Source organism: Corynebacterium sp. LaCa_70, assembly GCF_058182015.1.
The window spans coordinates 350516-372483 of the sequence record NZ_CP190914.1 but is presented as its reverse complement, the minus strand read 5'-3'; the positions used below and the strand labels follow the sequence as shown (position 1 = coordinate 372483).

Here is a 21968-nt window from a genome sequence, read left to right as displayed (position 1 = left end):
TGCCTTCCTTGCCGTGAGTTTGCTGGCTTTTGCTTGCCGACGCCCGCGCCGGCGTTCTGCTCGCTTTAGTTTTGCTACCTATTCCTGGCTGCCACCAGTCTGCCAGGCGTGGGCAACGTCCACGGAATCCCGCGAGACCGCAACCTCGTGCACGCGCACCGCCCAAGCGCCTGCCTGCGCAGAAAGCGCCGTCACAGCCGCCGTGGCTGGGTCGGCCAATTGCGGGCCTGATTCCAGCCCCCGCGCCCCGCGGATCGCCGCTAAGAAACGCTTGCGTGAAGCCCCCACGAGGATCGGGAAACGGCCTTCGGTAAAACTACGCAGTGCGTGCAGCAGAGCCCAGTTGTCTTGCGCGGATTTCGCAAAACCCAGGCCCGGGTCCAAGGCAATATTGTGCTCTGCTACCCCGGCGGCCAAGGCATTGTCGACAAGCCGGTCCAGGCTCGCGTGTACATCTGCCACCACGTCGCCGTCGTGTTCGCCGCTGGCATCACCAAATTGCAGGGTTTGCCAGTGCATCAGGCACACCGGAAGCCCGGACGCTGCCATCACGCGGTACATGTGCGGGTCTGCCATGCCACCAGAGACATCATTGATCATGGATACTCCAGCGTCCACAGCGGCTTCTGCGGTGGACGCTCGCATGGTATCGATCGAGGTCACGATGCCCGCGGCAGCGAGTTCCCGGATCACCGGGGTGATGCGTTGTTTTTCTTGGTCCGGGTCCACCCGCTTGGCCCCCGGGCGGGTGGATTCGCCGCCGACGTCGATGATGTCCGCACCCTGGTGAATCAGCCGGTGGGCGTGCTCGACAGCGCGATCGACGGTATTGAATTGTCCACCATCAGAAAAGGAATCATCGGTGACGTTTACGATGCCCATCACTTGGCAACGCGCCCGCCGTGCCGCCTCGGAAGAATCAGGCAACACCAGCGCGGGTGGGCGCGGCGGTGCGTGATGGGAGAAATCGTGCGACATATCCGGCGTATCCATTCTGGCTGCTTAGCTCCTGATAAGGCTCATAACTTCTGCACGGGACGAAGCATTCACTCGGAAACCACCACGCACCGCGGACGTCGTCGTCACGGCACCCGGTTTCCGGATTCCACGCATCGCCATGCACAGGTGTTCGCATTCAATGACGACGATCACCGATTGCGCCTGCAACTTGTTCATCAACGCATCGGCAATCTGGCTGGTCAGCCGTTCTTGGACCTGCGGGCGTTTGGCATACAAATCCGCCAGGCGCGCCAGCTTGGACAAACCAGTGACATCGCCGTTGCGACCTGGGATATAACCAATATGCACGCTGCCGAAAAACGGCACCAAGTGATGCTCGCAGGTGGAATAAATCGGGATATCGCGCACCAGCACCAATTCCTGGTGGTCTTCCGAAAACGTCCGTTCCAATACCGCGGTAGGGTCTTCGTGCAGGCCAGCAAAAGATTCTTTGTACGCACGGGCCACACGGGCCGGGGTATCGCGCAGGCCTTCGCGGTCCGGGTCCTCGCCGACGGCGAATAACAGTTCCCGCACCGCAGCTTCGGCGCGCTGTTGATCAAAACTGCCGACGTTGCCTGTGCTCTCAGCGTTAGTCATCCTTGTTGTCCCTACCCTGCTCGTCATTTTGTTCGTGCCCCGGCCCATCTTTGCGATGCTTTCCGGTCTGCTCCGCGGCTTCCAACTTCGGCAGCCCGGTCACGCCCACAGCATTGTTGTCACCGAAGATCAATCCGATCTCGCCTTCCTCGACAGCATGCTCATCAGCACCATCCTTCTGGGCTGCTTGCCGACGCTCGCGAGCCAGCAGCGACGCCTCCAGCAGCGACAAACGCTTCGGCGGTTCCTCGCCCCGCTCTTTCGCCAACTCTGTTGGGGTTTTCACCGGCTCGAAACCAGCCTGCTGCGGGAAGCGCACGTCGGTATCGAAAATATCCACACGCTGCGGATCAATCCCGTCGAAGATGGCTTCCAAATCTGGCCGCCGCAGGGTTTCTTTTTCCAGCAATTTCAGCGCGAGTTTGTCCAGGTAGTCGCGGTGCTCGCCCAAAATCGAATAGGCCTTGCGGTGCGCACTATCCAGCAGGAACTGCAGCTCCTGGTCGATGGTGTGCGCAATCTGCTCGGAATATCCCGAGGTACCGCCGCCACCGCGGCCAGAGAATGGATCACCTTGTTCTTGCCCGTATTTCACGGTGCCCAGTGCTGGCGAGAAACCGTATTCGGTCACCATCGCGCGCGCGATCTTGGTGGCTTGTTCAATATCGCTGGACGCGCCCGTCGTCGGCGTGCCAAACACGAGTTCTTCTGCAGCGCGCCCACCCATAGCAAAGACCAGCTGGGCGAACATTTCCTCGCGGTTGTACATGCCTTTGTCGTCTTCTTGTGCCGTCATCGCATGCCCGCCGGTGCGACCGCGTGCCAGGATGGTCACCTTGTACACGCGCTCAATATCGCGCAAGGCCCAGGCCGCCAGGGTGTGACCGCCTTCGTGGTAAGCAGTGATCTTCTTTTCTTGCTCGGAAATCACCTTCGAGGAACGACGCGGGCCACCCACAACGCGGTCGGTGGCTTCTTCCAATGCGTCGGCAGTAATCACGTTGCCGCCGATGCGCGCGGTCAACAGCGCGGCCTCGTTAAGCACGTTCGCCAGATCTGCACCGGACATGCCCGCAGTGCGCTTGGCCAATTGCGTCACGTCAACGTGCTTAGCCAACGGCTTACCCTCGGAATGCACACGCAAGATCGCCTCGCGGCCCTTCAGGTCCGGCGGAGTCACCGGGATCTGCCGGTCGAAGCGACCTGGACGCAACAGCGCCGGGTCCAGAATGTCCGGACGGTTGGTGGCGGCAATCAGGATCACGCCCTCACGGTCACCGAAACCATCCATCTCCACCAGCATCTGGTTCAGGGTTTGCTCACGCTCATCGTGCCCGCCGCCGGTACCGGAACCACGCTGGCGACCCACGGCATCGATCTCATCAATAAAGATGATGCACGGCGAGTTTTCCTTCGCGGTTTTAAACAGATCACGAACACGGGAAGCACCGACGCCGACGAACATCTCGACGAAATCCGAACCCGAAATCGTATAAAACGGCACCCCTGCCTCACCGGCAACAGCACGCGCCAGCAAGGTTTTACCGGTGCCCGGTGGGCCGTACAGCAACACGCCGCGCGGGATCTTCGCACCCAATTCGTGGTACCGGGTGGGATCTTCCAGGAAATCTTTGATCTCGTGCAGCTCGTCGACGGCCTCGTCGGCACCCGCCACATCCTTGAAGGTGTTGGTGGGCATATCCTTGGTGAGCTCTTTGGCTTTGTTGCCACCGATCCCCAGCATGCTGCCCTTTTGCATCCGGGTGAGGAAGAAAAACAGCAGACCAAACAGCAGCAACATCGGCAGCAAGAACGACAGCATGCTCATCAAGAAGCTGTCGCTGGTGACGTTCGTGTCATACTCGTCGACGTTGCCGTCTTGCACCGCGTTAAAAACTTCCGGGGCCGAACGCGCAGGGTATTGCGTGATCACAGACTCGACGCCTTCTTGCTCGTCGACGGTGATCGGCTCACGCAGCTCCAGGCGCAGCGTTTGCTCGCGGTCATCGATTTGCGCCTTGTCGACGTTTTCTTCCTGCAGTTGCTCCAGCGCAAGCGAGGTTTCTACGTCGAGGAAATGGCGGGTGTCGTCGCTCAACCGGGTGACGGTGAACAACAGCATCAAAAGCACGGCGGCGCCGGCTCCGATTTGAATAATGCGTTTGTTTTTCATGAATCCTAATTACGAGCAGTACATATTTATACGCAGTGCACGTATTCCCAGTGCACGTGTTGTCCGCAGTGCGCGCTGTGTGGTCGGCGTTGCACGTTTGACGCTTGACGTTTTAAGTCGAGTACACGTCCGGGTGCAGCGTACCCACATACGGCAGGTCGCGGTATCGTTCGGCGTAATCCAGCCCGTAGCCGATGACGAATTCGTTGGGGATGTCGAAGCCGACGTCGTACAGATCCAGCTTCGCGGTCACGACCTCTGGTTTACGCAACAGGGTGATCACGTTCAGCGACTTCGGATTACGGTTGCGCAGGTTGCGCACCAGCCAGGACAGCGTCAGGCCAGAATCGATGATGTCCTCGACGATCAGCACGTCTTTGCCTTCGATGTCGCGGTCCAGGTCTTTCAAGATGCGCACCACACCAGACGACGTCGTCGAGTTGCCGTAGGAGGACACCGCCATGAATTCCATCTCGCTCGGGATGGACAGCTCACGCGCGAAGTCCGTCAAAAATACCGCCGCGCCTTTCAGCACGCACACCAGCAGCAGATCATTGCCCGCATAGTCCTTGGACACCTTATCCGCAAGGACCTTGACGCGTTGTCTGATTTCTTCTTCGCTGATCAGCACCGATTCAACATCGCTGCCGTAGCGATTTTCCGGGACGTCGTAAAATTTATCGTCGACGGATTTTTCCACCGTGGTGTGAATGTGATCTGCCATGGTCGGCCTTTCGGTGAGGCTGTGAGGTTAAGCGGTTAAGCGGTTGCGCTGCGAAGCGACAGCACGGTTGGCGCTGCAACTCCGATGAAGTTGTTGTATCACGTACTGCTTGCCGACGCCTGGGTGACGTCGACAAGCTAGCTGTGTAATAGCACCAGTTTGCCAGTTTGGCGTGCTAGTTCCAACCTGTTACCGACAGAAACTGCGCCTTGCCCGTGCCAGTCGTCGATAAGCGCAATACTAGCCGCTAGCGTGCGTGCCGTGACCTGCGCCCCGTGGCGGTGCAAGAACTCCGCGATCGCCCGGCGCGCCAGTGGCCTAGGGCCCAGTGCGGCGATGTCCAGGCTCGGTGGCTCGGGTGTTGCCCCGGTCTCGTGCGGCGTCGATATTGCCCCGGTCTCGTGCGGCAACGCTGCCACATGCTGCAGGTAGTCCTCGTCCTCGCGGATCAGCTCGGCTGCCTGCATCAGCGGGGCGCTGGCGTCTCCACCGACAATCTCATCCAACAGCGGGAGCACGCGCCGACGAATGGCCACGCGTCGAAAAGCCACATCAGCGTTATGCGGGTCATTCCACGCCGCGACCCCGAGTTCTGTGCAGGCGCCGACAGTGTTTTCGCGGCGAATCGGCAGCAACGGGCGCAGCAACGTGTGCCCCTGGTAATCGGAGACCTCCCGCATCGCGCTAGCCTTGCCGCGGAGTAGCCCGAGCAGCAGGGTTTCTGCCTGGTCATCACCGGTGTGTGCCAGCAGGATCGGCCGGTCACCCGCGATTTCTCCCAAAGCCTGGTAGCGCGCATGGCGTGCGGCGGCTTCGAGCGATTGTTCCGCGGATTCTTTCGCAACAGTCACCGGCACCACCTGGCCATCCAACCCCCATTGGCGCACCTGGGCGATCGCACGCTCGCTGACTTCCCGCGAACCTTCTTGCAAGCCATGGTCAATGCTGACTACGGAGGCGTCGAGTTTTTCCGCCGCCGCGGCCGCCGCCAACGCTAACGAATCCGGGCCGCCGCTGACAGCGATGATGAATTGCGCGTGACCCTGGCGCTGACGTTGCATGGCAACCCGCAGAGCGGTACGTACCTGCAGGAAATTTGGGGACCGCCGCGGCCAAAACGGTGCGCTGCCGCCGCGTAAAGCATGGAGGTTCTTCTGCACGCGGTAGTTCCCCATTGCATGTTCCTCCGCTGAATTTCCCTCAGCTGGATTTCTCATTACTGAATTTCTCGCTGCTGCCGTTAATGCTCCCGCAGCGCGGAGACAAACTCGTCGAGTTGCGCGCGGGCGGGCAGGATCGGCGCGTCGTTCACCAGCAAACTATAGGCATAGGTATGTCCGCTGCGTCCGGTCACGATACCGACCAGAGCAGAGGTATCCGTCAGCGTGCCAGTTTTCGCGCGCGCATATCCGCGGGCAGAAAGGTCTGCGTAGCGATCATCCAACGTGCCGTCACCACCGGCGACCGGCAACACGTCCAGCAGGCTGCGCAAATCCCCGACGTTGTCACCAGGCGCATCCGCATCCCCGGCGTTCGCACGGGTGTCTCCCCCAGCATCCGCGCCAGCAGCACCATGCGCTGCGACCTGCAGACACTGCAACAACCCATGCGCAGTCAGCCGATTCTGGGAAGACAACCCGGAGTTATCACTGATCTGCATATTCGCGGTATCCAGTCCGATCTCACGCAGAATCTCCAGGGTCGCACTGGTGGCATCGCTAAACGACGCCGGTTGCATTCCTCGGGCTACCGCGGTTTCACGCGCGATGGCTTCAGCCATGACGTTATCGGAATGCTTGATCATCAATTCCAAGCGCTCGCGCAGAATCGGCGACTCCAGGGTGGTCACCGCGGGCAGCGGCGCAGCATTATCATTGACAGCGACGTGGCTGGCACCGACCCGGTCTGCCAGTGCTTGGGCCACATCCAACGCAGGTGTGGTCGAACGCGGCACGTCCCCGCTGGTAGCGCCAATCCGCCCGCCATAGAGCATCGCCGGTTCCATCGGCGCGATATAGCCCTCAGCAACATTCCCCGGATCCCAACCTTCAGCTTGCGTCGGCCCAGACCACAGGCTGGTATCGATCTCCACAGAATCCGCATGCCCAATCGCAGCAGCCGCCGCATCCAACGCCGCATCATCGAGCCACACATCCCCCGCAGCGCGGATAACGACGTGCCCGCCATCATGCTCAATCACCGTGTGCAGGCGCTTATCCAGATCCATGCTGGCCAAAGCGGCAGTCGCGGTCACAATCTTCGTCGACGACGCCGGAACCAACTGCCGGTGCGCATCGTGCTCATAGACGCTTTCTTGCGTGGACAGGTCCACCACTGCCGCACCCAGCTGGCCATCAATCGCCGGCGCCTGGAAGCCAGCAGCCGGGCTGATGGTGCTGCCGTCGTCGGCAAGCGAAGGCTCAACGGGCGTGACCGGCAAGTTTGCGGGGGCCAACTCATACGGTGGCGCAGATTCCACGTCACTATAAGCCTGGTGGTAGGCCACCCCCACCGTCGCGGTAGCAGCGACAGCAACCAGGGCGATGACTACCGAAACCCACCAGAAAACCTTCATGGCGGTTGATTCTAGCGCGGATCAGTGCGAATCTCCGCGCGATCCCGAGAGCAAGGATGCGGCACGCCTGCGCCGGGGCGATTGGCCTGGGCAGGTAAAGTGGGCAACCGACTGCAATCGCTCGGCGGGCGCTCGGCGGGGCGGAAAGCCTAAAGAAGGACGGCCGCCAGAGTGATTGAGGATGCTGACAAGTACCAACTAAACGAACCTCAACCACAGAAAGGTGGATGCAATGAGCGTAGAAGTAACCATTGAAATCCCACGCGGCTCCCGCAACAAATACGAGATCGACCACGAGTCCGGCAAGGTGTACCTGGACCGCTACCTGTTCACCCCAATGGCCTACCCGGCGGACTACGGCTTCATCGACCACACCCTCGGCGAAGACGGCGACCCATTGGATGCGCTGGTCATCCTGCCAGAGCCAGTGTTCCCGGGCGTGGTTGTGGAATCGCGCATCGTCGGCGTGTTCAAGATGACCGACGAAGCCGGCGGCGACGACAAACTGCTGGCCGTGGTCGACGACCCACGCTGGGCGCACATCCAGGACATCGACGACGTCGACCAGCACACCAAGGACGAAATCGAGCACTTCTTCACCCGCTACAAGGACCTCGAGCCAAACAAGGAAGTCACCGGTTCCGGTTGGGGCGACAAGGCCGAGGCGGAAAAGATCCACGCTGAGGCTCTCGAGCGCTACAAGGGCTAGGTTGTAGCTTGTTATAGCCTGCTTGGGGCCGTGCGAGGCGTGCGTGGGCGTGTTTCGGGGCGCTTTTTTTTGGGGGGGGGCGTCGGGGGCGTTTCGTGCGGCCTGATTCGTGAGTTTGGTGCATTTTTACAAATAGGCCGCGAAAATCGGGGGTTTCAGGCCCACTATTTGTAAAAATGCACCACCAAACGCAATTTCATAAGCTTTCGGGGGAATACGAGTGCACATTTTTCGGGGGAGGAATGCCGGTCAAAAAGCGGCACGACACGGCGCAATCCGCATCGCCAACGGGCTTTATTTGTCCGACAAGCCGACGCCGGAGCAACTCGCACGCATCATGAGCGAGCAGTGGCCAGACTGTGCGCTCGACGGCGCATCGGCTGCCTGCAAACACCTCGACCAACCGTTGAGTTTCCCGTTGGAGCTCCTGCGTGAGTCGTCGCTACCAGCGAGTAGTTATTTCACGGCTCGTCGTGCTCGCCCGAAAGGTGCGCTCACCTGGGATGGCGTCACTATTTGCAACCCTTTACAAGCCGTGGAAACAATGTCGCATGACGGCGCCGTCGCCTTCCTGGAAGCCTTTTATTCCGGCAAGGATGGACACCAAAGATTGCAACTGAACAAGCAGGAATTCCGGCGTTTCCCGCACCAGGTAAAACGCGCTCTCGATCACGCAATTATCGGCACCGATAGCGTGCCGGAACGCCAACTCACTCGCGCCCTGGAGCAGCATTTCACAGTCCAAAATAACGTAAAGATCGGCCCTTACCACTGGGATCTGGTTCTCGAGGACTACAAAATCGCCATCGAAGTCGACGGATTCGCCTATCACCATGCGGAAAACCGTCGCCAGTTTGAATTAGACCGCCACAAACTCAACGATGCCGTCCATCGCGGATGGACGCCGCTGCATTACACTGCGACGACGATTAGCCATTACCCGAGGTTCGTGGCGGAACACGTGCGGGCCATTGCCAAACGCAAGCGCCCGTTTGCGCGCCCGCCGTGGCTGTGGCATCGGTTGTGGGACTAAGCCGCGTCGCCAAGCCACACGCGGCACCTGCGCTCGGCGGTAACCGTACGGTCATGCCGCGAGAGCGAGTTTTTCGCACTAGGCTGGTGTCATGAGCAACGAAGGCAAAAAGCAAGAAGTAACTGTCAACGAAGTTTCTGTGCACGAGGTTCCTGCCGACGCGCAATTTATCGATGTGCGTGAGCGCGACGAGTACGCCGCGGGACATGCCATCGGCACGGTGAACTTTCCTTTGAGCGAGTTCGCGGAATATGCCAGCCAGATCAACACTGACCAGGATGTCTACATCATTTGCAAGGCCGGTGGCCGTTCTGCCAAGGCCTGCGAGTACCTCACGCAGGCAACCGGTGCCACGGCGTTTAGCGTTGCTGGTGGCACTACGGCATGGAAAGACGCTGAGCTTCCGATGGAGCGCTAGCGCTAGTCCCCGATCTGGTCGCGGCCGCGTTTGACGATCAGCGGGTCTGGTTCTCCGACTACTTCGTGGTCTTTGTTCGTGTATTCGAATTTAGAGAGCAGATACCGCATGGCGTTGATGCGGCCGCGTTTTTTGTCGTTAGATTTGATGGTGATCCACGGCGATTCTTCGGTGTCCGTGTAACGGAACTGCTCTTCTTTGGCGTTGGTGTAATCGTCCCATTTGTCCAGCGACGCCAGGTCCATGGGGGAAAGTTTCCACTGGCGCACGGGGTCGATCTGGCGGATGGCGAACCGAGTGCGTTGTTCTTTTTTCGTCACCGAGAACCAGAACTTCGTCAACGAAATGCCCGAGCCGAGAATCATGTTCTCCAACATCGGTACTTCGCGCAGGAATTCGGCGTGCTGGGATTCGGTGCAAAAGCCCATGACGCGTTCGACGCCGGAGCGGTTGTACCAGGAGCGGTCGAAAAATACCATTTCCCCGCCAGCTGGAAAATGCTGGATATAGCGCTGGAAGTACCAGGAGGTGGATTCGCGTGGCGACGGCTTCTCGAGCGCAACGGTGCGTGCACCGCGGGGGTTGAGGTGCTCGTTGAAGCGTTTGATCGTTCCGCCTTTACCTGCGGCGTCGCGGCCTTCGAAAAGGATAATGTGGCGCTGTCCGGTTTCTTTGGTCCAATTTTGGAATTTCAGCAGCTCAATTTGTAGTGATCGTTTGGTGCGCTCGTATTCCTCACGCGTCATGCGCTCGTCATACGGATAGTTTTCCCGCCACGTGTCGACGGGTTCGCCGCTGGGGGTGATCAGCGAGGGATCGTCTTCGTCGGAGTCATCGACGATGTAGCCGTCGGTTTCTGCGAGGTCGATGGTCGGGAGTTCGTCTTCAAAATCGGCTGCCATGGTGCCAGTCTAGCCCGCTGTGTGTTTTCTGTCGCAAGTGTTGGGATAAACGCTAAGTGTTTACACATTGTTCACTGTAAATTTTTCTGGCATGCAAAAAGCTCCCTCTCCGGATAGGAGAGGGAGCTTAACCCTGGTGACTATCTAGCCTGTGGGATTACTTAGCCAGCTTCGCCAGGCCCTCGAAGCCTTCAACGATGTTCTTGAAAGCGCCGAAGATGTCCTTGAAGTTAACGGACATTGCAACGAAGTTGGAGGAAGTCTCTACAAGAGTGTTCATGTTTATCTCCTTGGAAGAAATATGAAGTGAAATGAGTGATGGTTAGTCACTCACAAGAATTCCCGGCAGCTTGGCCGTGAGGTGATTACTTAGCAGCTGGAGCGTTCGAGGAGCTGGAGCTCAGTGGCTCAAAGGCACCCTTGATAGCTCCATAGATACCGGTAGCTTCTTTGCTATCACCCTGTGGGGTGTAGAAGAATTCCAAGCCCTTGCTGATGTTCTCGAAAGCCTTGAAGAAGGTAACTGCGTTGTTCAGCTGTTCCTGGATCATTTCAACGTTCATGAATTTCTCCTCATGAGGATTCCCCCGGCGATCCCAGGGTAGATGTTCAATTTCCCGACGCCCCAGGGCGTCCTGGATCTTATTGTGACACAGTTTGAAGAAAAGTCAAGCACCTACGACAATTTCGCTAAATATAAAAAATATGGCATATCCACCACTTTTGCTTTCCACCCAACCTTAACCAGGAATTAACGGTTAACTCGGCCCCATAGGGAACGCTTACCAAAATAAATCTGCAGGTCACAGGGTGGTTGCAGCTGATTCTCAGCGAATCGCAATCCATACCTCACAGAACGACCCCTCATCGGAAGATTCCGACCATCACCCATTCGCAACCAACCCTCCCCTTTTCGCCTTACCCTCTTCTGGGTGAATGAGTTTGACCTAAAAAGCAGCAATTGCCGCTTATACACGGCCGCTTATCCACGGCTCCGTACATCTTTAAATGCTCAACCACTCTCCCGCAGGCCGATTACTCAAGCCCCTAAGTCCCCTTAACACACCCCTCACGCACGCACAAAGCGCCGCTCCCCGATCATCCGGGCAACGGCGCTTACAGTTAGCAACTCACTGCATCATGCGACACAGCCTGCGAGCTACACACCGGCAGCTGCTTACATCATGCCGCCCATGCCGCCCATTGGGTCAGCACCAGCAGCAGCGTCGGCACCAGCTGGCTCCGGCTTGTCCGCAACCACAGCCTCGGTGGTCAGGAACAGCGCTGCAATGGAAGCAGCGTTCTGCAGAGCGGAGCGGGTGACCTTGACTGGGTCATTAATGCCAGCAGCCATCAGGTCTACGTACTCGCCGGTAGCAGCGTTCAGGCCTTCGCCTGGGTTCAGGCGGGAAACCTTGTCTGCAACAACGCCAGGCTCCAGGCCAGAGTTGAAAGCGATCTGCTTCAGCGGAGCAGACAGTGCCTCGCGGACGATCTTGACGCCAATGGCTTCATCGCCAGTCAGCTTCAGCGCATCCAGTGCAGAAGCAGCCTGCAGCAGGGCGACGCCACCACCAGCGACGATACCCTCGTCGACAGCAGCCTTAGCGTTACGCACAGCGTCCTCGATGCGGTGCTTGCGCTCCTTGAGTTCAACCTCGGTAGCGGCACCAACCTTCAGCACGGCAACACCGCCGGACAGCTTCGCCAGACGCTCCTGCAGCTTCTCGCGGTCATAATCAGAATCGGAATTCTCGATTTCCGCACGGATCTGCTTGATGCGGCCGTCGATCTGCGCCTGCTCGCCAGCACCCTGCACGATGGTGGTCTCATCCTTGGTAACAACGACCTTGCGTGCGGTACCCAGCTGCGCGATGTCGGCAGTCTCCAGGGACAGGCCAACTTCTTCAGAGATCACCTGGCCGCCGGTCAGGATAGCCATGTCCTGCAGGGTCGCCTTGCGACGGTCACCGAAGCCCGGAGCCTTAACGGCTACGGACTTAAAGGTGCCACGGATCTTGTTCACCACCAGCGTGGACAGGGCTTCACCCTCGACGTCCTCGGCGATGATCAGCAGTGGCTTGTTGGACTGCATGACCTTTTCCAGCAGGCCAACCAGTTCCTTGATGTTGGAGATCTTGCCGGAAACCAGCAGGATGTATGGGTCTTCCAGCACGGCTTCGCCGCGCTCAACGTCGGTGGCGAAGTAACCCGAGATATAGCCCTTGTCAAAGCGCATACCTTCGGTGACTTCAAGGTCCACGCCAAAGGTGTTGGATTCTTCGACGGTGATAACAGAATCCTTGTTCACCTGGCCGTTGCCCACGGTGTACATGGCTTCGGCGATCTTTTCACCGATGGCAGGGTCCGCTGCGGAAATACCTGCGGTGGTAGCGATCTGCTCCTGGGTTTCTACTTCCTTGGCGGAATCCAGCAGACGCTCCACAACCGCCTTAGTGGCGGTCTCAATGCCGCGCTTGATGCCCATTGGGTTGGAGCCTGCGGCGACGTTACGCAGGCCCTCACGTACCAGTGCCTGTGCCAGCACGGTAGCGGTGGTGGTGCCGTCACCGGCGACGTCGTCAGTCTTCTTGGCTACTTCCTTGACCAGCTCAGCGCCGATCTTTTCGTAAGCCTCATCCAGCTCAATTTCGCGAGCGATCGAAACACCGTCGTTGGTGATCGTTGGCGCGCCCCAGGACTTTTCCAAAACGACGTTGCGTCCCTTTGGTCCCAGAGTGACCTTGACGGCGTCGGCCAGCGTGTTCAGGCCGCGCTCGAGGCCACGGCGTGCTTCTTCGTCGAAAGCGATCTGCTTTGCCATGTGTTATGTGCTCCTTTTATTGGTGAAGGACAACACTCACGGTAATGATCACGCCAGGCGCCCGCGACGGCACGAATGGCGTGAGTGTGCACCATTCTCACCTGCGTGATAGGTCTTTTAGTAGTGGTTTAGCACTCCACTACTGGAAGTGCTAGCAACCATTCTGGCACTCGGCCCCTGTGAGTGCAAGGTTATACCCGGCGTTTCGCTAACCGATTCCTGCTAGGTTGGCGGTCATGAATAGCACGAGCAACACCAACAGCAACACCAACAGCACCGAAGCCGCTCTGCAGGAGCACATCCGCGGCCAGCGCGAAGAAATCTTTGCGCAGCTATCCGAGATCATTGCCTTTAATTCTGTGTACCTCCCGGACAACCCGGAGCTGAAGGAAGAACACACCAACGCTGGTAACTGGGTGGATGCCGCGCTTGCCGACGCCGGGCTTGAAGTCAGCGCCATTCCCACCGCCGACGGTTCCACGACGTATCTGGCGTCCACCCCAAAGATTGAAGGCGCGCCGACGGTTCTGCTGTATTCGCATTACGACGTCGTCCTGGCCGGTGATCCAGCTGAGTGGACCGCAGATCCGTTCACCCTCACCGAGCGCAACGGCCGTTGGTACGCCCGCGGCGCCGCGGACTGCAAGGGTTCGCTGGCGATGCACCTGGCCGGCTTGCGCGCAGTCGACGACACCGTCGGCCTGCAGAACCTAGGCATTAACCTGCGCGTGCTGGTCGAAGGCTCGGAAGAACAAGGCGGCGACGGCCTGGACAAACTAATCAAAGAGCGTCCAGAGCTATTCCAGGCAGACGTCATGCTGATTGCCGATGGCGGCAACGTCGCCGCGGGCACCCCAACCATCACCACTGCCCTGCGCGGCGGTGCCCAGCTGAAGGTGTCCGTCGACACGCTGCGCGCACCCGTGCACTCTGGCCTATTCGGCGGCGTCGCCCCGGATGCCACCCTGGCGCTGCTGCGCGCGCTGAACTCGCTTTTCGACGACAATGGCCACACCGTCATCCGCGGTTTCGAACCCACCGACGATGCGAAGTGGCACTGGGATGGCGCTAGCTATGATGCAGCCACTTTCCGTTCCGATGCCGGCGTGCTCGACGGCGTCGGCCTGCACGGCACGGGCACCGACGAGGAAATTGCTGCCCAACTGTGGTCCCGACCTGCCGCAACGGTGACGGCATTGAGCTCGCGGCCAACCTCGGACGTCGTTAATGCTGTCACCCACCACGCCGAAGCCGTGGTAAACCTGCGCGTGCCTTTCCACCTGGATACCCAGGACGTCGTCGAGGCTGCTGCCCAGCAGATCCGCGATGCCGTGCCTTTCGACGCCCGCATCAAGGTCACGGCAGAAGATGTCTTCAGCCCGTTTTCCACCAGCACGGATTCCGCCGCCTTCGAAACCTTCGAATCCGCCATGGCCACCGCCTTCGGCAAGGACGTCCGCAATACCGGCAACGGCGCGTCCATCCCGCTGACCACCGCTTTGGCCGAGGCCAACCCGGATGCCGATATCGCCGTCTACGGGCTGTGCGAGCCACAAACCACCATCCACTCGCCGGATGAATCCGTGGATCCGGAAGAAATCATCCGCCTGGCCACCACCGAAGCGCTGTTTATCACTCGCCTGAGCGAGCAAACGCGTAACTCATAACCAACGCCCCGGTATAACAACTCGGACAACCCCAAGGATTAGCACCGTGTCCAGCTATCACGATCCGTCCAACCCGAATCACGGCCACCTCGCCCACGCCCTGCGCCACCACATCGGTGGCCAGCGCCAACGCATCTTCGGCGACCTCGCACAACTGTGCGCTATCCCATCGCTAGCGCTCAACGACGAACACGCCAAGGACATGGACCGTTCCGCCGCGATGATCCGCGATCTCATGGTGGAACGCGGCTTGACCACCGAAATCATCACCACCAACGATGGTTCCCCCGCAATCGTCGGCAAGCGCGCGGCCAAGAACAACGCACCCACGGTGCTGTTGTATTGCCACCACGACGTCGTCGATATTTCCACCCCGGACGAGTGGGAAACGGATCCATTTATCCTCACCGAGCGCGCGGGTCGCTGGTACGCGCGCGGGTCTGCGGACTGCAAAGGAAATGTGCTGATGCACCTGGCCGCTATCCGCGCCGTCGATGCCGTCGGCGGTTGCGATGCGGGCATCATTCTGGTGTGCGAAGGCTCCGAGGAGCGCGGCGGGCAGGGCTTGCAGGATCTTGTCGACGAACGCCCCGAGCTTTTTGACGCCGATCTGATCTGCATCGCCGATACCGCATCCGGACAGGCAGGCTTGCCGACGCTGACCACCAGTCTGCGCGGTGGCGGGCAGCTGACCGTCACCGTGAACACGCTCGAGGCCCCGGTGCATTCCGGCCAGTTTGGTGGCGCGGCCCCGGATGCCGTGGCTGCCCTGGTGCGCGTGCTGGCCACGCTGCATGACGACGACGGCCAAGTCGCGGTCGCCGGTTTGGGGCAGCACCGCAACTGGGAAGGCAGCCCCTACCCGGCCGAAGACGAGGAAGCACGAGAAGCCGCGGGCCTGCTCGACGGCGTCGACATGCTCGGTGCTCGCAATGATGAGATGGCTGATCTGGTGTGGGCCCGCCCGGCAGTCACCATTACTGGTTTTAGCTCCACTCCAGTCGAAGAAGCTATCAACGCCGTACCAGCCACCGCCTCGGCCCAGCTGAACCTGCGGGTACCGCCAGGAGTCGATACGGCGGCCGCGGCAGAAAAAGTTGCCGAACATTTGCGCGCGAATATCAGCTGGGGCGCGCACATCGACGTCGAAATCACCTCTGCCAATCCGGCATTTGCTGCTGATACCTCCGGCCCACTTTTCGGTGTGCTCAGCGACTGCATCGCAGAAGCCTATGAGCATGAGACCGAGTTGATCGGCACCGGCGGCTCCATCCCGCTGACGGTGAAATTGGCGGAGAAATTCCCTGATGCCGAATTTGGCTTGTACGGGGTAGCCGAATCGGCTTCGGCCATACATTCGAGTAACGAATCTGTGGATCCTGAAGAAATTGCGCGCTTGGCGCTGGCAGAAGCTCTGCTGTTGACGCGTCTCCATTTCCGCTAGACTTGAAAAAGTCTTTAACCCGCGCGCAATAAACGGGAGGCGGAATAATTGTGCTCATCCTGCTAGGTTCCCTAGCCTGCGCCTCAATCCTGGCGCCGCTTCTGATCCGCTGGTTGGGCCGCCCGGCCTTTGCCCTTCTCGCCGTGGTTCCCGCGGTGGGTTTTTTCTGGTTGCTGCAGCATTTCGTCGACGGCACCTTCAGTGACGAGGGCACGCTGGAATATTCCTTGGCCTGGGTGCCGGAAATTCAGCTGTATATAGATTTGCGCATCGATGCCTTATCGGCGCTGTTTGGGCTGATCATCACCGGGGTGGGTGCGCTGGTGATGCTGTATTGCTGGGGCTATTTCACGTCCACCACGCGACGCCTGGCCATGTTCGCAGGCCAGATGATGGCCTTTGCCACCGTCATGATGGGCTTGGTGGCCTCGGATAACTTCCTGCTGCTGTATATCTTCTGGGAAGCCACCTCGATTCTGTCTTTCCTGCTGGTTTCCTACTACGGCGAGCGGGCTTCTTCCCGACGTGCCGCGGGCCAAGCTTTGATGGTCACCGTACTCGGCGGCCTGACGATGCTGGTGGGCATCGTATTGCTGGGACAAACCACCGGCACGTGGCGGTTCTCGGAACTCAGCGCTTTCGCGGCCACAGCAGAGCTCAACGAAGTGCCGTATATCGGTATTTCCATCGTGCTGGTCATCGTCGGCGCGCTGTCGAAATCCGCCATCGCCCCATTCCACTTCTGGTTGCCTGGCGCCATGGCTGCCCCGACTCCGGTCTCGGCATATTTGCACTCTGCGGCGATGGTGAAAGCCGGTATTTACTTGGTTGCTCGCCTAGCACCGGATTTTGCGCAGGTGCCCAGCTGGCACGCGTTGATTATTCCGCTGGCATTGTTCACCATGCTGCTGGGCGGTTGGATGGCGCTTAAGCAGCGCGACCTGAAGCTGATTCTGGCCTACGGCACCGTCTCCCAGCTCGGTTTTATCACCTCCGTCGTGGCCATCGGTTCGCGCGAGGCCATGCTGGCAGGATTGGCGCTGACCGTTGCGCACTCACTGTTTAAGGCGACGTTGTTTATGGTCGTCGGCGCGATCGACCATTCCACCGGAACCCGCGATATTTTCGATCTCTCCGGTTTGGGCCGCAAACAACCCCTGTTAGCAGTCATCGCCATTCTGGCTGCGGCCTCGATGGCTGGTGTGATCCCGATGCTGGGATTCGTTGCCAAGGAAGCGGCCCTGGAGGCCGTGCTGCACGAGGATCTCCTGGTGGGCACCCCACGACAATTGATGCTGGTGTTCATCGTCGTCGGCTCCGTGTTCACGGTCGCCTATTCCATCCGGGTGATTTACGGTGCATTTGCCAGCAAGAAACCCACCCACCCTACCGGCGGCGGCATATGCCAAGAAGTCACCCAGATGAAACCAATCACGGTGCGGCTCTGGGGCCCACCGGCAGTCCTGGTGGGGTTGACCATTTTCTTCGGCCTGCGCCCGATCATCATCTCCAATGCCATTAACCAACACCTGGATTCCAAGTATGCGCACCTAGCTGGCGCGGGCCATGGCGAACATGGCGAAGCAGCCGCGCACGCGACAGACCTGGCGCTGTGGCACGGCTGGACTGTGCCATTGGCAATCTCGGCCGGCATTCTGGTCGTCGGTGGTCTTTTCCACTGGCAGCGTCACGCCCTGGCGAAGGCCTATTTCGAATATCCCGCACTGGGTAACGCCAACGACGCCTACTACGCCATTCTGAACCGCCTGCGTCGGATTTCGCTGCGTTTGACGGCTTCCACCCAGCGCGGTTCGTTGCAGTACAACCTGGGTGTCATTTTCGTCGTCCTCACCGTGTTGCCTCTGGTGGCACTGCTGTTGGGTGAGCGGACGAATATCCGGCTGAGCCTGGGTGAATCACCCTGGCAAGCCGGGGCCGCGGTAGCGATCATTGCTGCCGCGATCGCCGCGACCGTCATGCACAATCGTCTGTCGGCGGTGATCTTGGTCGGTGTCACCGGTTACTTCTTGGCGTTTATTTTTGCGATGTACGGCGCACCTGATCTGGCTTTGACCCAGGTGCTGGTGGAAACCGTGCTGATGATCATTTTCATGTTGGTGCTACGAAAGATGCCGACCAATGTGGAATGGCGCGGCAGCCCGCAGTTCAACCGTTTCCGCGCCTGGCTGTCCATCGCAGTGGCGTTTTCCGTGGTCACCGTCGCGTTATTTGCTATGAACGCGCGCACGGCACCATTGATTTCCGAGCCTATGCCAGCACTCGCGGAACAAATCTCGCACGGTTTGAACACCGTGAATGTGATCCTGGTGGACTTCCGCGCCTGGGACACGATGGGCGAAACCATCGTGCTGATCATCGCCTCGCTCGGTGTGGCGTCGCTGGTCTTCCGCACCAACTCGTTTGTCCGGCATTCCCGTCGGCCAATCCTCACGGCGGTTTCGCGCCGCTGGCTGGCCGCCCAAGTAGAAACAGAACGGGCGGCAAACCGCTCGATCATGGTCGATGTGGCCACGCGCGTGCTTTTCCCGTCGATGATGGCACTATCGGTGTATTTCTTCTTCACCGGCCACAACGCCCCCGGCGGTGGCTTCGCTGGCGGCTTGGTCGCTGCCCTGGCTCTGTCCTTGCGCTATGTCGCCGGTGGTCGCGCCGAATTGGAAGAAACCCTGCCCATCGATCCCGCACGCTTGTTCTTCATCGGCCTGCTGCTTTCTACCGGCTCAGCCCTGGTACCGATGGCCTTCGGCGATCCGCCGCTGACGTCGTACTATGCGTCGGTGGAAATCCCCGTCATCGGTGCGGTGTCCTTGCCTTCGGCGTTGATTTTCGATGCTGCGGTGTACCTGATCGTGATTGGCATGACGATGTACGTGCTCACCTCCCTGGGCACGCAGCTGGATCTGGAAGAAGAAGAGCGCAAGCAGCGCGCGCGTGATCGGGCAAAGAACTTGCAGCGCAAGAACCTGCAGCGTAAAAACGAGCAACGCAAAAACGAGCAGAAGGCTGCCAAACGCAAGCAACAACAAGCAGCCGCCACCTCGGGAGAATCCGGAGAAAGGAGCCGTAGCTAATGGAAGCGAATCTGTTTCTGCTACTCGCCTCCGGGGTGATGCTCGCCGCCGGAGTCTATCTGATGCTCGACCGCGCGGTCACAAAAATTGTGCTTGGTTTGCTGCTGATCGGCAACGCCGCCAATTTGCTGATTCTGCAAGCTGGCGGCCCCGCCGGATCACCACCGATTACCGGCAGCGAATCCTCGCTTTATCCGGACCGGGAAGCTGATCCACTGGCCCAAGCCATGATCCTGACTGCCATCGTGATCGCCATGGCTCTCACGGCATTCTTGCTTTCCCTGGCCTACCGCCAGTATCGCTACCGTTCTGCCGACGTCGTCGAAGACGACCACGAGGACGCAGCAATTGCCGCCCGGCCGATCAACGCTGCCGCCGGCCCAGACCACGACGCCTCCGACGACCCGAAGACTGGGCGCGCCACCGAAGAAGGCGACCGCTTCGGCCCAGAGTCGTTTGAAAAACCCGTCGAAGACGCCAAAGGAACGGAAGGCGCCGATGACTAGACTAGAACCCTTCACCGAGGCAGTACTGCCATACATGCCTTTTTTGATCCCGCTGCCGGTGATCCTTCCCGCGCTTGCAGCGGCCGGGTGTCTGCTGTTTCCCCGCATGCTCAACGTCCGGCGGGCCTTCGTGTTCTTCACCCTGTTGGCACTCGCGGTGCTCTCAGCCACCATGCTCATCGTCGTCGACGGCGAAGGCATCCAAACCCTGCAAATCGGCGGTTGGGACGCCCCGCTGGGCATCACTCTGGTTGCTGATCGCTTGTCGACGATGATGCTGTTCGTCAGCTCCATCATTTTGTTTGCGGTGATGTGGTTCGCTATCGCGCAGGGCATCCGTGATGACACGAAGGATGAGCCCGTCGCGGTTTTCCTGCCGTCGTACATGCTGCTGACGATGGGCGTGAACTTGTCATTCCTGGCAGGTGACTTGTTCAACCTGTACGTCGGCTTCGAAATCTTCCTGGTGGCCTCGTATGTCTTGATGACGCTGGGTGCTTCCCCCTCGCGCGTTCGCGCCGGTGTGGGTTATGTGATGGTCTCGATGGCCAGCTCCATGGTGTTCCTGTTCGGCATTGCCGTAACCTACGCGGCCGTCGGCACGGTGAATCTGGCCCAGATTGGCCAGCGCATGGAAGATATTCCGGGTGGCACGCAGGCCGCGATTTTCGGCGTGCTGCTGGTCGCCTTCGGTATTAAAGCCGCGGTTTTCCCGCTGGATTCCTGGCTTCCCGACGCCTACCCCACCGCCCCATCGCTGGTCACCGCCGTGTTCGCGGGACTGTTGACCAAGGTTGGTGTCTACGCGATCATCCGCATGCGCACCACCGTGTTCACCGACGGCAGCTTGGATGCACTGCTGATGCTCGTCGCCCTGGCCACGATGCTCATCGGCATTTTGGGCGCGATGGCGCAAAACGATATCAAGCGTTTGCTGTCGTTCACGCTGGTCTCACACATCGGTTTCATGATCTTCGGTATCGGCTTGGGTAGCTCGCAAGGCCTATCCGGTGCGATCTTCTACATGGTGCACCACATTCTGGTGCAAACCGCATTGTTCCTGGTCGTTGGCCTGATCGAACGCCACGCGGGCACGTCATCGCTGCGCCGGTTGGGATCGCTGATGTATACCGCACCGATTATCGCCGTGCTGTACCTCATCCCGGCGCTCAACCTGGGCGGCATCCCGCCGTTTTCCGGCTTCATGGGCAAAGTCATGCTCTTCCACGCTGGCGCCGAGGCCAATACGTGGATGTCGTGGGTGCTGATCGGTGGCGCCGTGGTGACCTCCCTGCTCACGCTCTACGTGATGGTCATGGTCTGGTCCAAGGGCTTCCTCCGCGACCGGAAAGACGCCCCGGAAGGCAACATGGCCATCGCCCGGCCCGCCCCTTTGGCGGATATCACCCAGGAAGTGGAGTTCTCTGAGCGAGAATCCGTCGGACGCACGCCATTTGGCATGATCGCAGCCACCGCGATGCTGGTGCTCGCATCCAGCGCGATCAGCGTCGTGGCTGGCCCCATCGCCAGCATCACCGACCGCGCAGCCAATTCCACCCAGGACGTCAACATTTACCGCACCGCGGTATTAGGCACCGATCCGAGCGAGCCGACGCGCAACCTGGAGCTCGAGAGGCTCGACGACGGCGAGGATCGTCGGGAAGAGTCTGACACAGCCGTCAAGGGAGGCGATTCCTAATGGGAACCAGCACACAGGACGCGCAGGACAACCGGGCCCGCGATAAATCGCAGAAGAGCCCAGCCCGCGAAGCACATTTAAAAAAGCGCGTGCCTAAGGGACTGCGCAACCGCTTCCGCCCGTGGTTTATCACCTGGCTGATGATCATGTGGATCATCCTGGTCGGCGAGATCAGCTGGGGCAATATCGTCGCTGGGTTAATCGTCGGCACGCTCGTGGTCTACCTCCTACCACTGCCTGCGATGCCCGTTACTGGCCTGCACGTCTCCTGGCACAAACTGGCATGGTTTTTGGTGGTATTCGTTGTCGAGCTGCTCAGGGCCTCACTGCACGTAGCATTTCTGGCGCTGCGCCCGAAAGAGCTGCCGAAAACCGCGATCGTCACCGCCCCGATGCGGGTGTCCAGCGAATTCATTTTGGTCATTGCAGTCACGTTGTACAACCTGCAGCCTGGCGGCGCCATCACGGATATTGATATCGCCAACCGCACGCTGACGATTCACCTGCTCGACGCGGATAACGACGAGCGCATCGAGCAAGAACTCGAACGCGTCAAAATCCTCGAAGCCCGGATGATCGAGATCTTCGAAAGGACCTAGCCCC

19 protein-coding genes are annotated in these 21968 nt (G+C 59.7%); 9 read left to right on the top strand and 10 right to left on the bottom strand.

Features of this window, described 5'->3' with window-relative positions; translation table 11 throughout:
• Positions 1-78: 78 nt before the first annotated feature.
• From folP to ACP8MI_RS01610, 6 genes are all read right to left on the bottom strand, one after another.
• Positions 79-882, bottom strand: a complete 804-nt coding sequence (gene folP, locus ACP8MI_RS01635) for a dihydropteroate synthase (protein WP_236658193.1) — start codon at positions 880-882, stop codon at positions 79-81.
• 120 nt (positions 883-1002) lie between these two features.
• Complete coding sequence (folE, locus tag ACP8MI_RS01630) at positions 1003-1599, bottom strand: GTP cyclohydrolase I FolE (protein WP_018120789.1); 597 nt, start codon at positions 1597-1599, stop codon at positions 1003-1005.
• Positions 1592-3772, bottom strand: coding sequence for an ATP-dependent zinc metalloprotease FtsH (ftsH, locus tag ACP8MI_RS01625; RefSeq protein WP_018120788.1), 2181 nt, complete (start codon positions 3770-3772; stop codon positions 1592-1594). The genes folE and ftsH overlap by 8 nt, the downstream gene beginning before the upstream one ends.
• A 112-nt stretch (positions 3773-3884) precedes the next feature.
• On the bottom strand, positions 3885-4496 hold the full coding sequence (hpt, locus tag ACP8MI_RS01620; protein ID WP_018120787.1) for a hypoxanthine phosphoribosyltransferase: 612 nt from the start codon (positions 4494-4496) through the stop codon (positions 3885-3887).
• 137 nt (positions 4497-4633) lie between these two features.
• Positions 4634-5671: a tRNA lysidine(34) synthetase TilS gene (tilS, locus tag ACP8MI_RS01615; RefSeq protein WP_284572072.1), complete on the bottom strand. Its 1038-nt coding sequence runs from the start codon at positions 5669-5671 to the stop codon at positions 4634-4636.
• A gap of 65 nt (positions 5672-5736) precedes the next feature.
• Positions 5737-7071 (bottom strand): D-alanyl-D-alanine carboxypeptidase/D-alanyl-D-alanine-endopeptidase, encoded by a 1335-nt coding sequence (locus tag ACP8MI_RS01610; protein WP_049150362.1) that lies wholly within the window; start codon positions 7069-7071, stop codon positions 5737-5739.
• Positions 7072-7303: 232 nt separating this feature from the next.
• On the opposite strand from ACP8MI_RS01610, the gene ACP8MI_RS01605 reads away from it, so the two are divergent.
• The 3 genes from ACP8MI_RS01605 (at position 7304) to ACP8MI_RS01595 (ending at position 9231) form a co-directional block, all read left to right on the top strand.
• Positions 7304-7780 carry an inorganic diphosphatase gene (locus tag ACP8MI_RS01605; RefSeq protein ID WP_018120783.1) on the top strand — a complete coding sequence of 159 codons (477 nt, stop codon included), beginning with the start codon at positions 7304-7306 and terminating at the stop codon, positions 7778-7780.
• Positions 7781-8000: 220 nt separating this feature from the next.
• A complete protein-coding gene (locus ACP8MI_RS01600) occupies positions 8001-8813 on the top strand; it encodes a hypothetical protein (protein ID WP_249606317.1) in 813 nt (270 codons plus the stop codon).
• Between the two features lie 91 nt (positions 8814-8904).
• Positions 8905-9231: a rhodanese-like domain-containing protein gene (locus ACP8MI_RS01595; RefSeq protein WP_126844527.1), complete on the top strand. Its 327-nt coding sequence runs from the start codon at positions 8905-8907 to the stop codon at positions 9229-9231.
• A 2-nt stretch (positions 9232-9233) separates the two neighbouring features.
• On the opposite strand, the gene ppk2 is transcribed toward ACP8MI_RS01595, so the two are convergent.
• The 4 genes from ppk2 to groL form a co-directional block, all read right to left on the bottom strand.
• Positions 9234-10133, bottom strand: coding sequence for a polyphosphate kinase 2 (gene ppk2 / locus ACP8MI_RS01590; RefSeq protein ID WP_018120780.1), 900 nt, complete (start codon positions 10131-10133; stop codon positions 9234-9236).
• A gap of 157 nt (positions 10134-10290) precedes the next feature.
• A complete protein-coding gene (locus ACP8MI_RS01585) occupies positions 10291-10413 on the bottom strand; it encodes a hypothetical protein (protein WP_018120779.1) in 123 nt (40 codons plus the stop codon).
• A gap of 85 nt (positions 10414-10498) precedes the next feature.
• Positions 10499-10696, bottom strand: a complete 198-nt coding sequence (locus ACP8MI_RS01580; RefSeq protein WP_249606316.1) for a hypothetical protein — start codon at positions 10694-10696, stop codon at positions 10499-10501.
• 614 nt (positions 10697-11310) lie between these two features.
• Positions 11311-12957, bottom strand: a complete 1647-nt coding sequence (gene groL / locus ACP8MI_RS01575; protein ID WP_049150367.1) for a chaperonin GroEL — start codon at positions 12955-12957, stop codon at positions 11311-11313.
• A gap of 236 nt (positions 12958-13193) precedes the next feature.
• Between groL and ACP8MI_RS01570 the strand changes: the two genes are divergently transcribed.
• The 6 genes from ACP8MI_RS01570 to ACP8MI_RS01545 are packed head-to-tail and all read left to right on the top strand — an operon-like array spanning position 13194 to position 21964.
• The gene (locus ACP8MI_RS01570) at positions 13194-14624 is read left to right on the top strand and encodes a M20/M25/M40 family metallo-hydrolase (protein ID WP_049150368.1); all 1431 of its coding nucleotides are present in this window, start codon (positions 13194-13196) and stop codon (positions 14622-14624) included.
• Between the two features lie 46 nt (positions 14625-14670).
• Entirely contained in the window at positions 14671-16068 is a 1398-nt protein-coding gene (locus ACP8MI_RS01565; protein WP_239211207.1) for a M20/M25/M40 family metallo-hydrolase, read from the top strand.
• Positions 16069-16118: 50 nt separating this feature from the next.
• Positions 16119-19160 (top strand): Na+/H+ antiporter subunit A, encoded by a 3042-nt coding sequence (locus tag ACP8MI_RS01560; RefSeq protein ID WP_239211209.1) that lies wholly within the window; start codon positions 16119-16121, stop codon positions 19158-19160.
• On the top strand, positions 19160-19666 hold the full coding sequence (locus tag ACP8MI_RS01555) for a Na(+)/H(+) antiporter subunit C (RefSeq protein WP_018120773.1): 507 nt from the start codon (positions 19160-19162) through the stop codon (positions 19664-19666). The genes ACP8MI_RS01560 and ACP8MI_RS01555 overlap by 1 nt, the downstream gene beginning before the upstream one ends.
• Positions 19659-21365 (top strand): Na+/H+ antiporter subunit D, encoded by a 1707-nt coding sequence (locus tag ACP8MI_RS01550; RefSeq protein WP_144736553.1) that lies wholly within the window; start codon positions 19659-19661, stop codon positions 21363-21365. The genes ACP8MI_RS01555 and ACP8MI_RS01550 overlap by 8 nt, the downstream gene beginning before the upstream one ends.
• Positions 21365-21964 (top strand): Na+/H+ antiporter subunit E, encoded by a 600-nt coding sequence (locus ACP8MI_RS01545; protein ID WP_238635858.1) that lies wholly within the window; start codon positions 21365-21367, stop codon positions 21962-21964. Before ACP8MI_RS01550 ends, ACP8MI_RS01545 begins: the two co-directional genes overlap by 1 nt.
• Positions 21965-21968 lie beyond the last annotated feature (4 nt).

Excerpts from the sequence above, each read along its gene's own strand:
- folP (WP_236658193.1), bottom strand. The coding sequence starts at position 882 with ATGGGCATCGTAAACGTCACCGATGATTCCTTTTCTGATGGTGGACAA.
- folE (WP_018120789.1), bottom strand. The coding sequence starts at position 1,599 with ATGACTAACGCTGAGAGCACAGGCAACGTCGGCAGTTTTGATCAACAG.
- ftsH (WP_018120788.1), bottom strand. The coding sequence starts at position 3,772 with ATGAAAAACAAACGCATTATTCAAATCGGAGCCGGCGCCGCCGTGCTT.
- hpt (WP_018120787.1), bottom strand. The coding sequence starts at position 4,496 with ATGGCAGATCACATTCACACCACGGTGGAAAAATCCGTCGACGATAAA.
- tilS (WP_284572072.1), bottom strand. The coding sequence starts at position 5,671 with ATGGGGAACTACCGCGTGCAGAAGAACCTCCATGCTTTACGCGGCGGC.
- ACP8MI_RS01610 (WP_049150362.1), bottom strand. The coding sequence starts at position 7,071 with ATGAAGGTTTTCTGGTGGGTTTCGGTAGTCATCGCCCTGGTTGCTGTC.
- ACP8MI_RS01605 (WP_018120783.1), top strand. The coding sequence starts at position 7,304 with ATGAGCGTAGAAGTAACCATTGAAATCCCACGCGGCTCCCGCAACAAA.
- ACP8MI_RS01595 (WP_126844527.1), top strand. The coding sequence starts at position 8,905 with ATGAGCAACGAAGGCAAAAAGCAAGAAGTAACTGTCAACGAAGTTTCT.
- ppk2 (WP_018120780.1), bottom strand. The coding sequence starts at position 10,133 with ATGGCAGCCGATTTTGAAGACGAACTCCCGACCATCGACCTCGCAGAA.
- ACP8MI_RS01585 (WP_018120779.1), bottom strand. The coding sequence starts at position 10,413 with ATGAACACTCTTGTAGAGACTTCCTCCAACTTCGTTGCAATGTCCGTT.
- ACP8MI_RS01580 (WP_249606316.1), bottom strand. The coding sequence starts at position 10,696 with ATGAACGTTGAAATGATCCAGGAACAGCTGAACAACGCAGTTACCTTC.
- groL (WP_049150367.1), bottom strand. The coding sequence starts at position 12,957 with ATGGCAAAGCAGATCGCTTTCGACGAAGAAGCACGCCGTGGCCTCGAG.
- ACP8MI_RS01570 (WP_049150368.1), top strand. The coding sequence starts at position 13,194 with ATGAATAGCACGAGCAACACCAACAGCAACACCAACAGCACCGAAGCC.
- ACP8MI_RS01555 (WP_018120773.1), top strand. The coding sequence starts at position 19,160 with ATGGAAGCGAATCTGTTTCTGCTACTCGCCTCCGGGGTGATGCTCGCC.
- ACP8MI_RS01550 (WP_144736553.1), top strand. The coding sequence starts at position 19,659 with ATGACTAGACTAGAACCCTTCACCGAGGCAGTACTGCCATACATGCCT.
- ACP8MI_RS01545 (WP_238635858.1), top strand. The coding sequence starts at position 21,365 with ATGGGAACCAGCACACAGGACGCGCAGGACAACCGGGCCCGCGATAAA.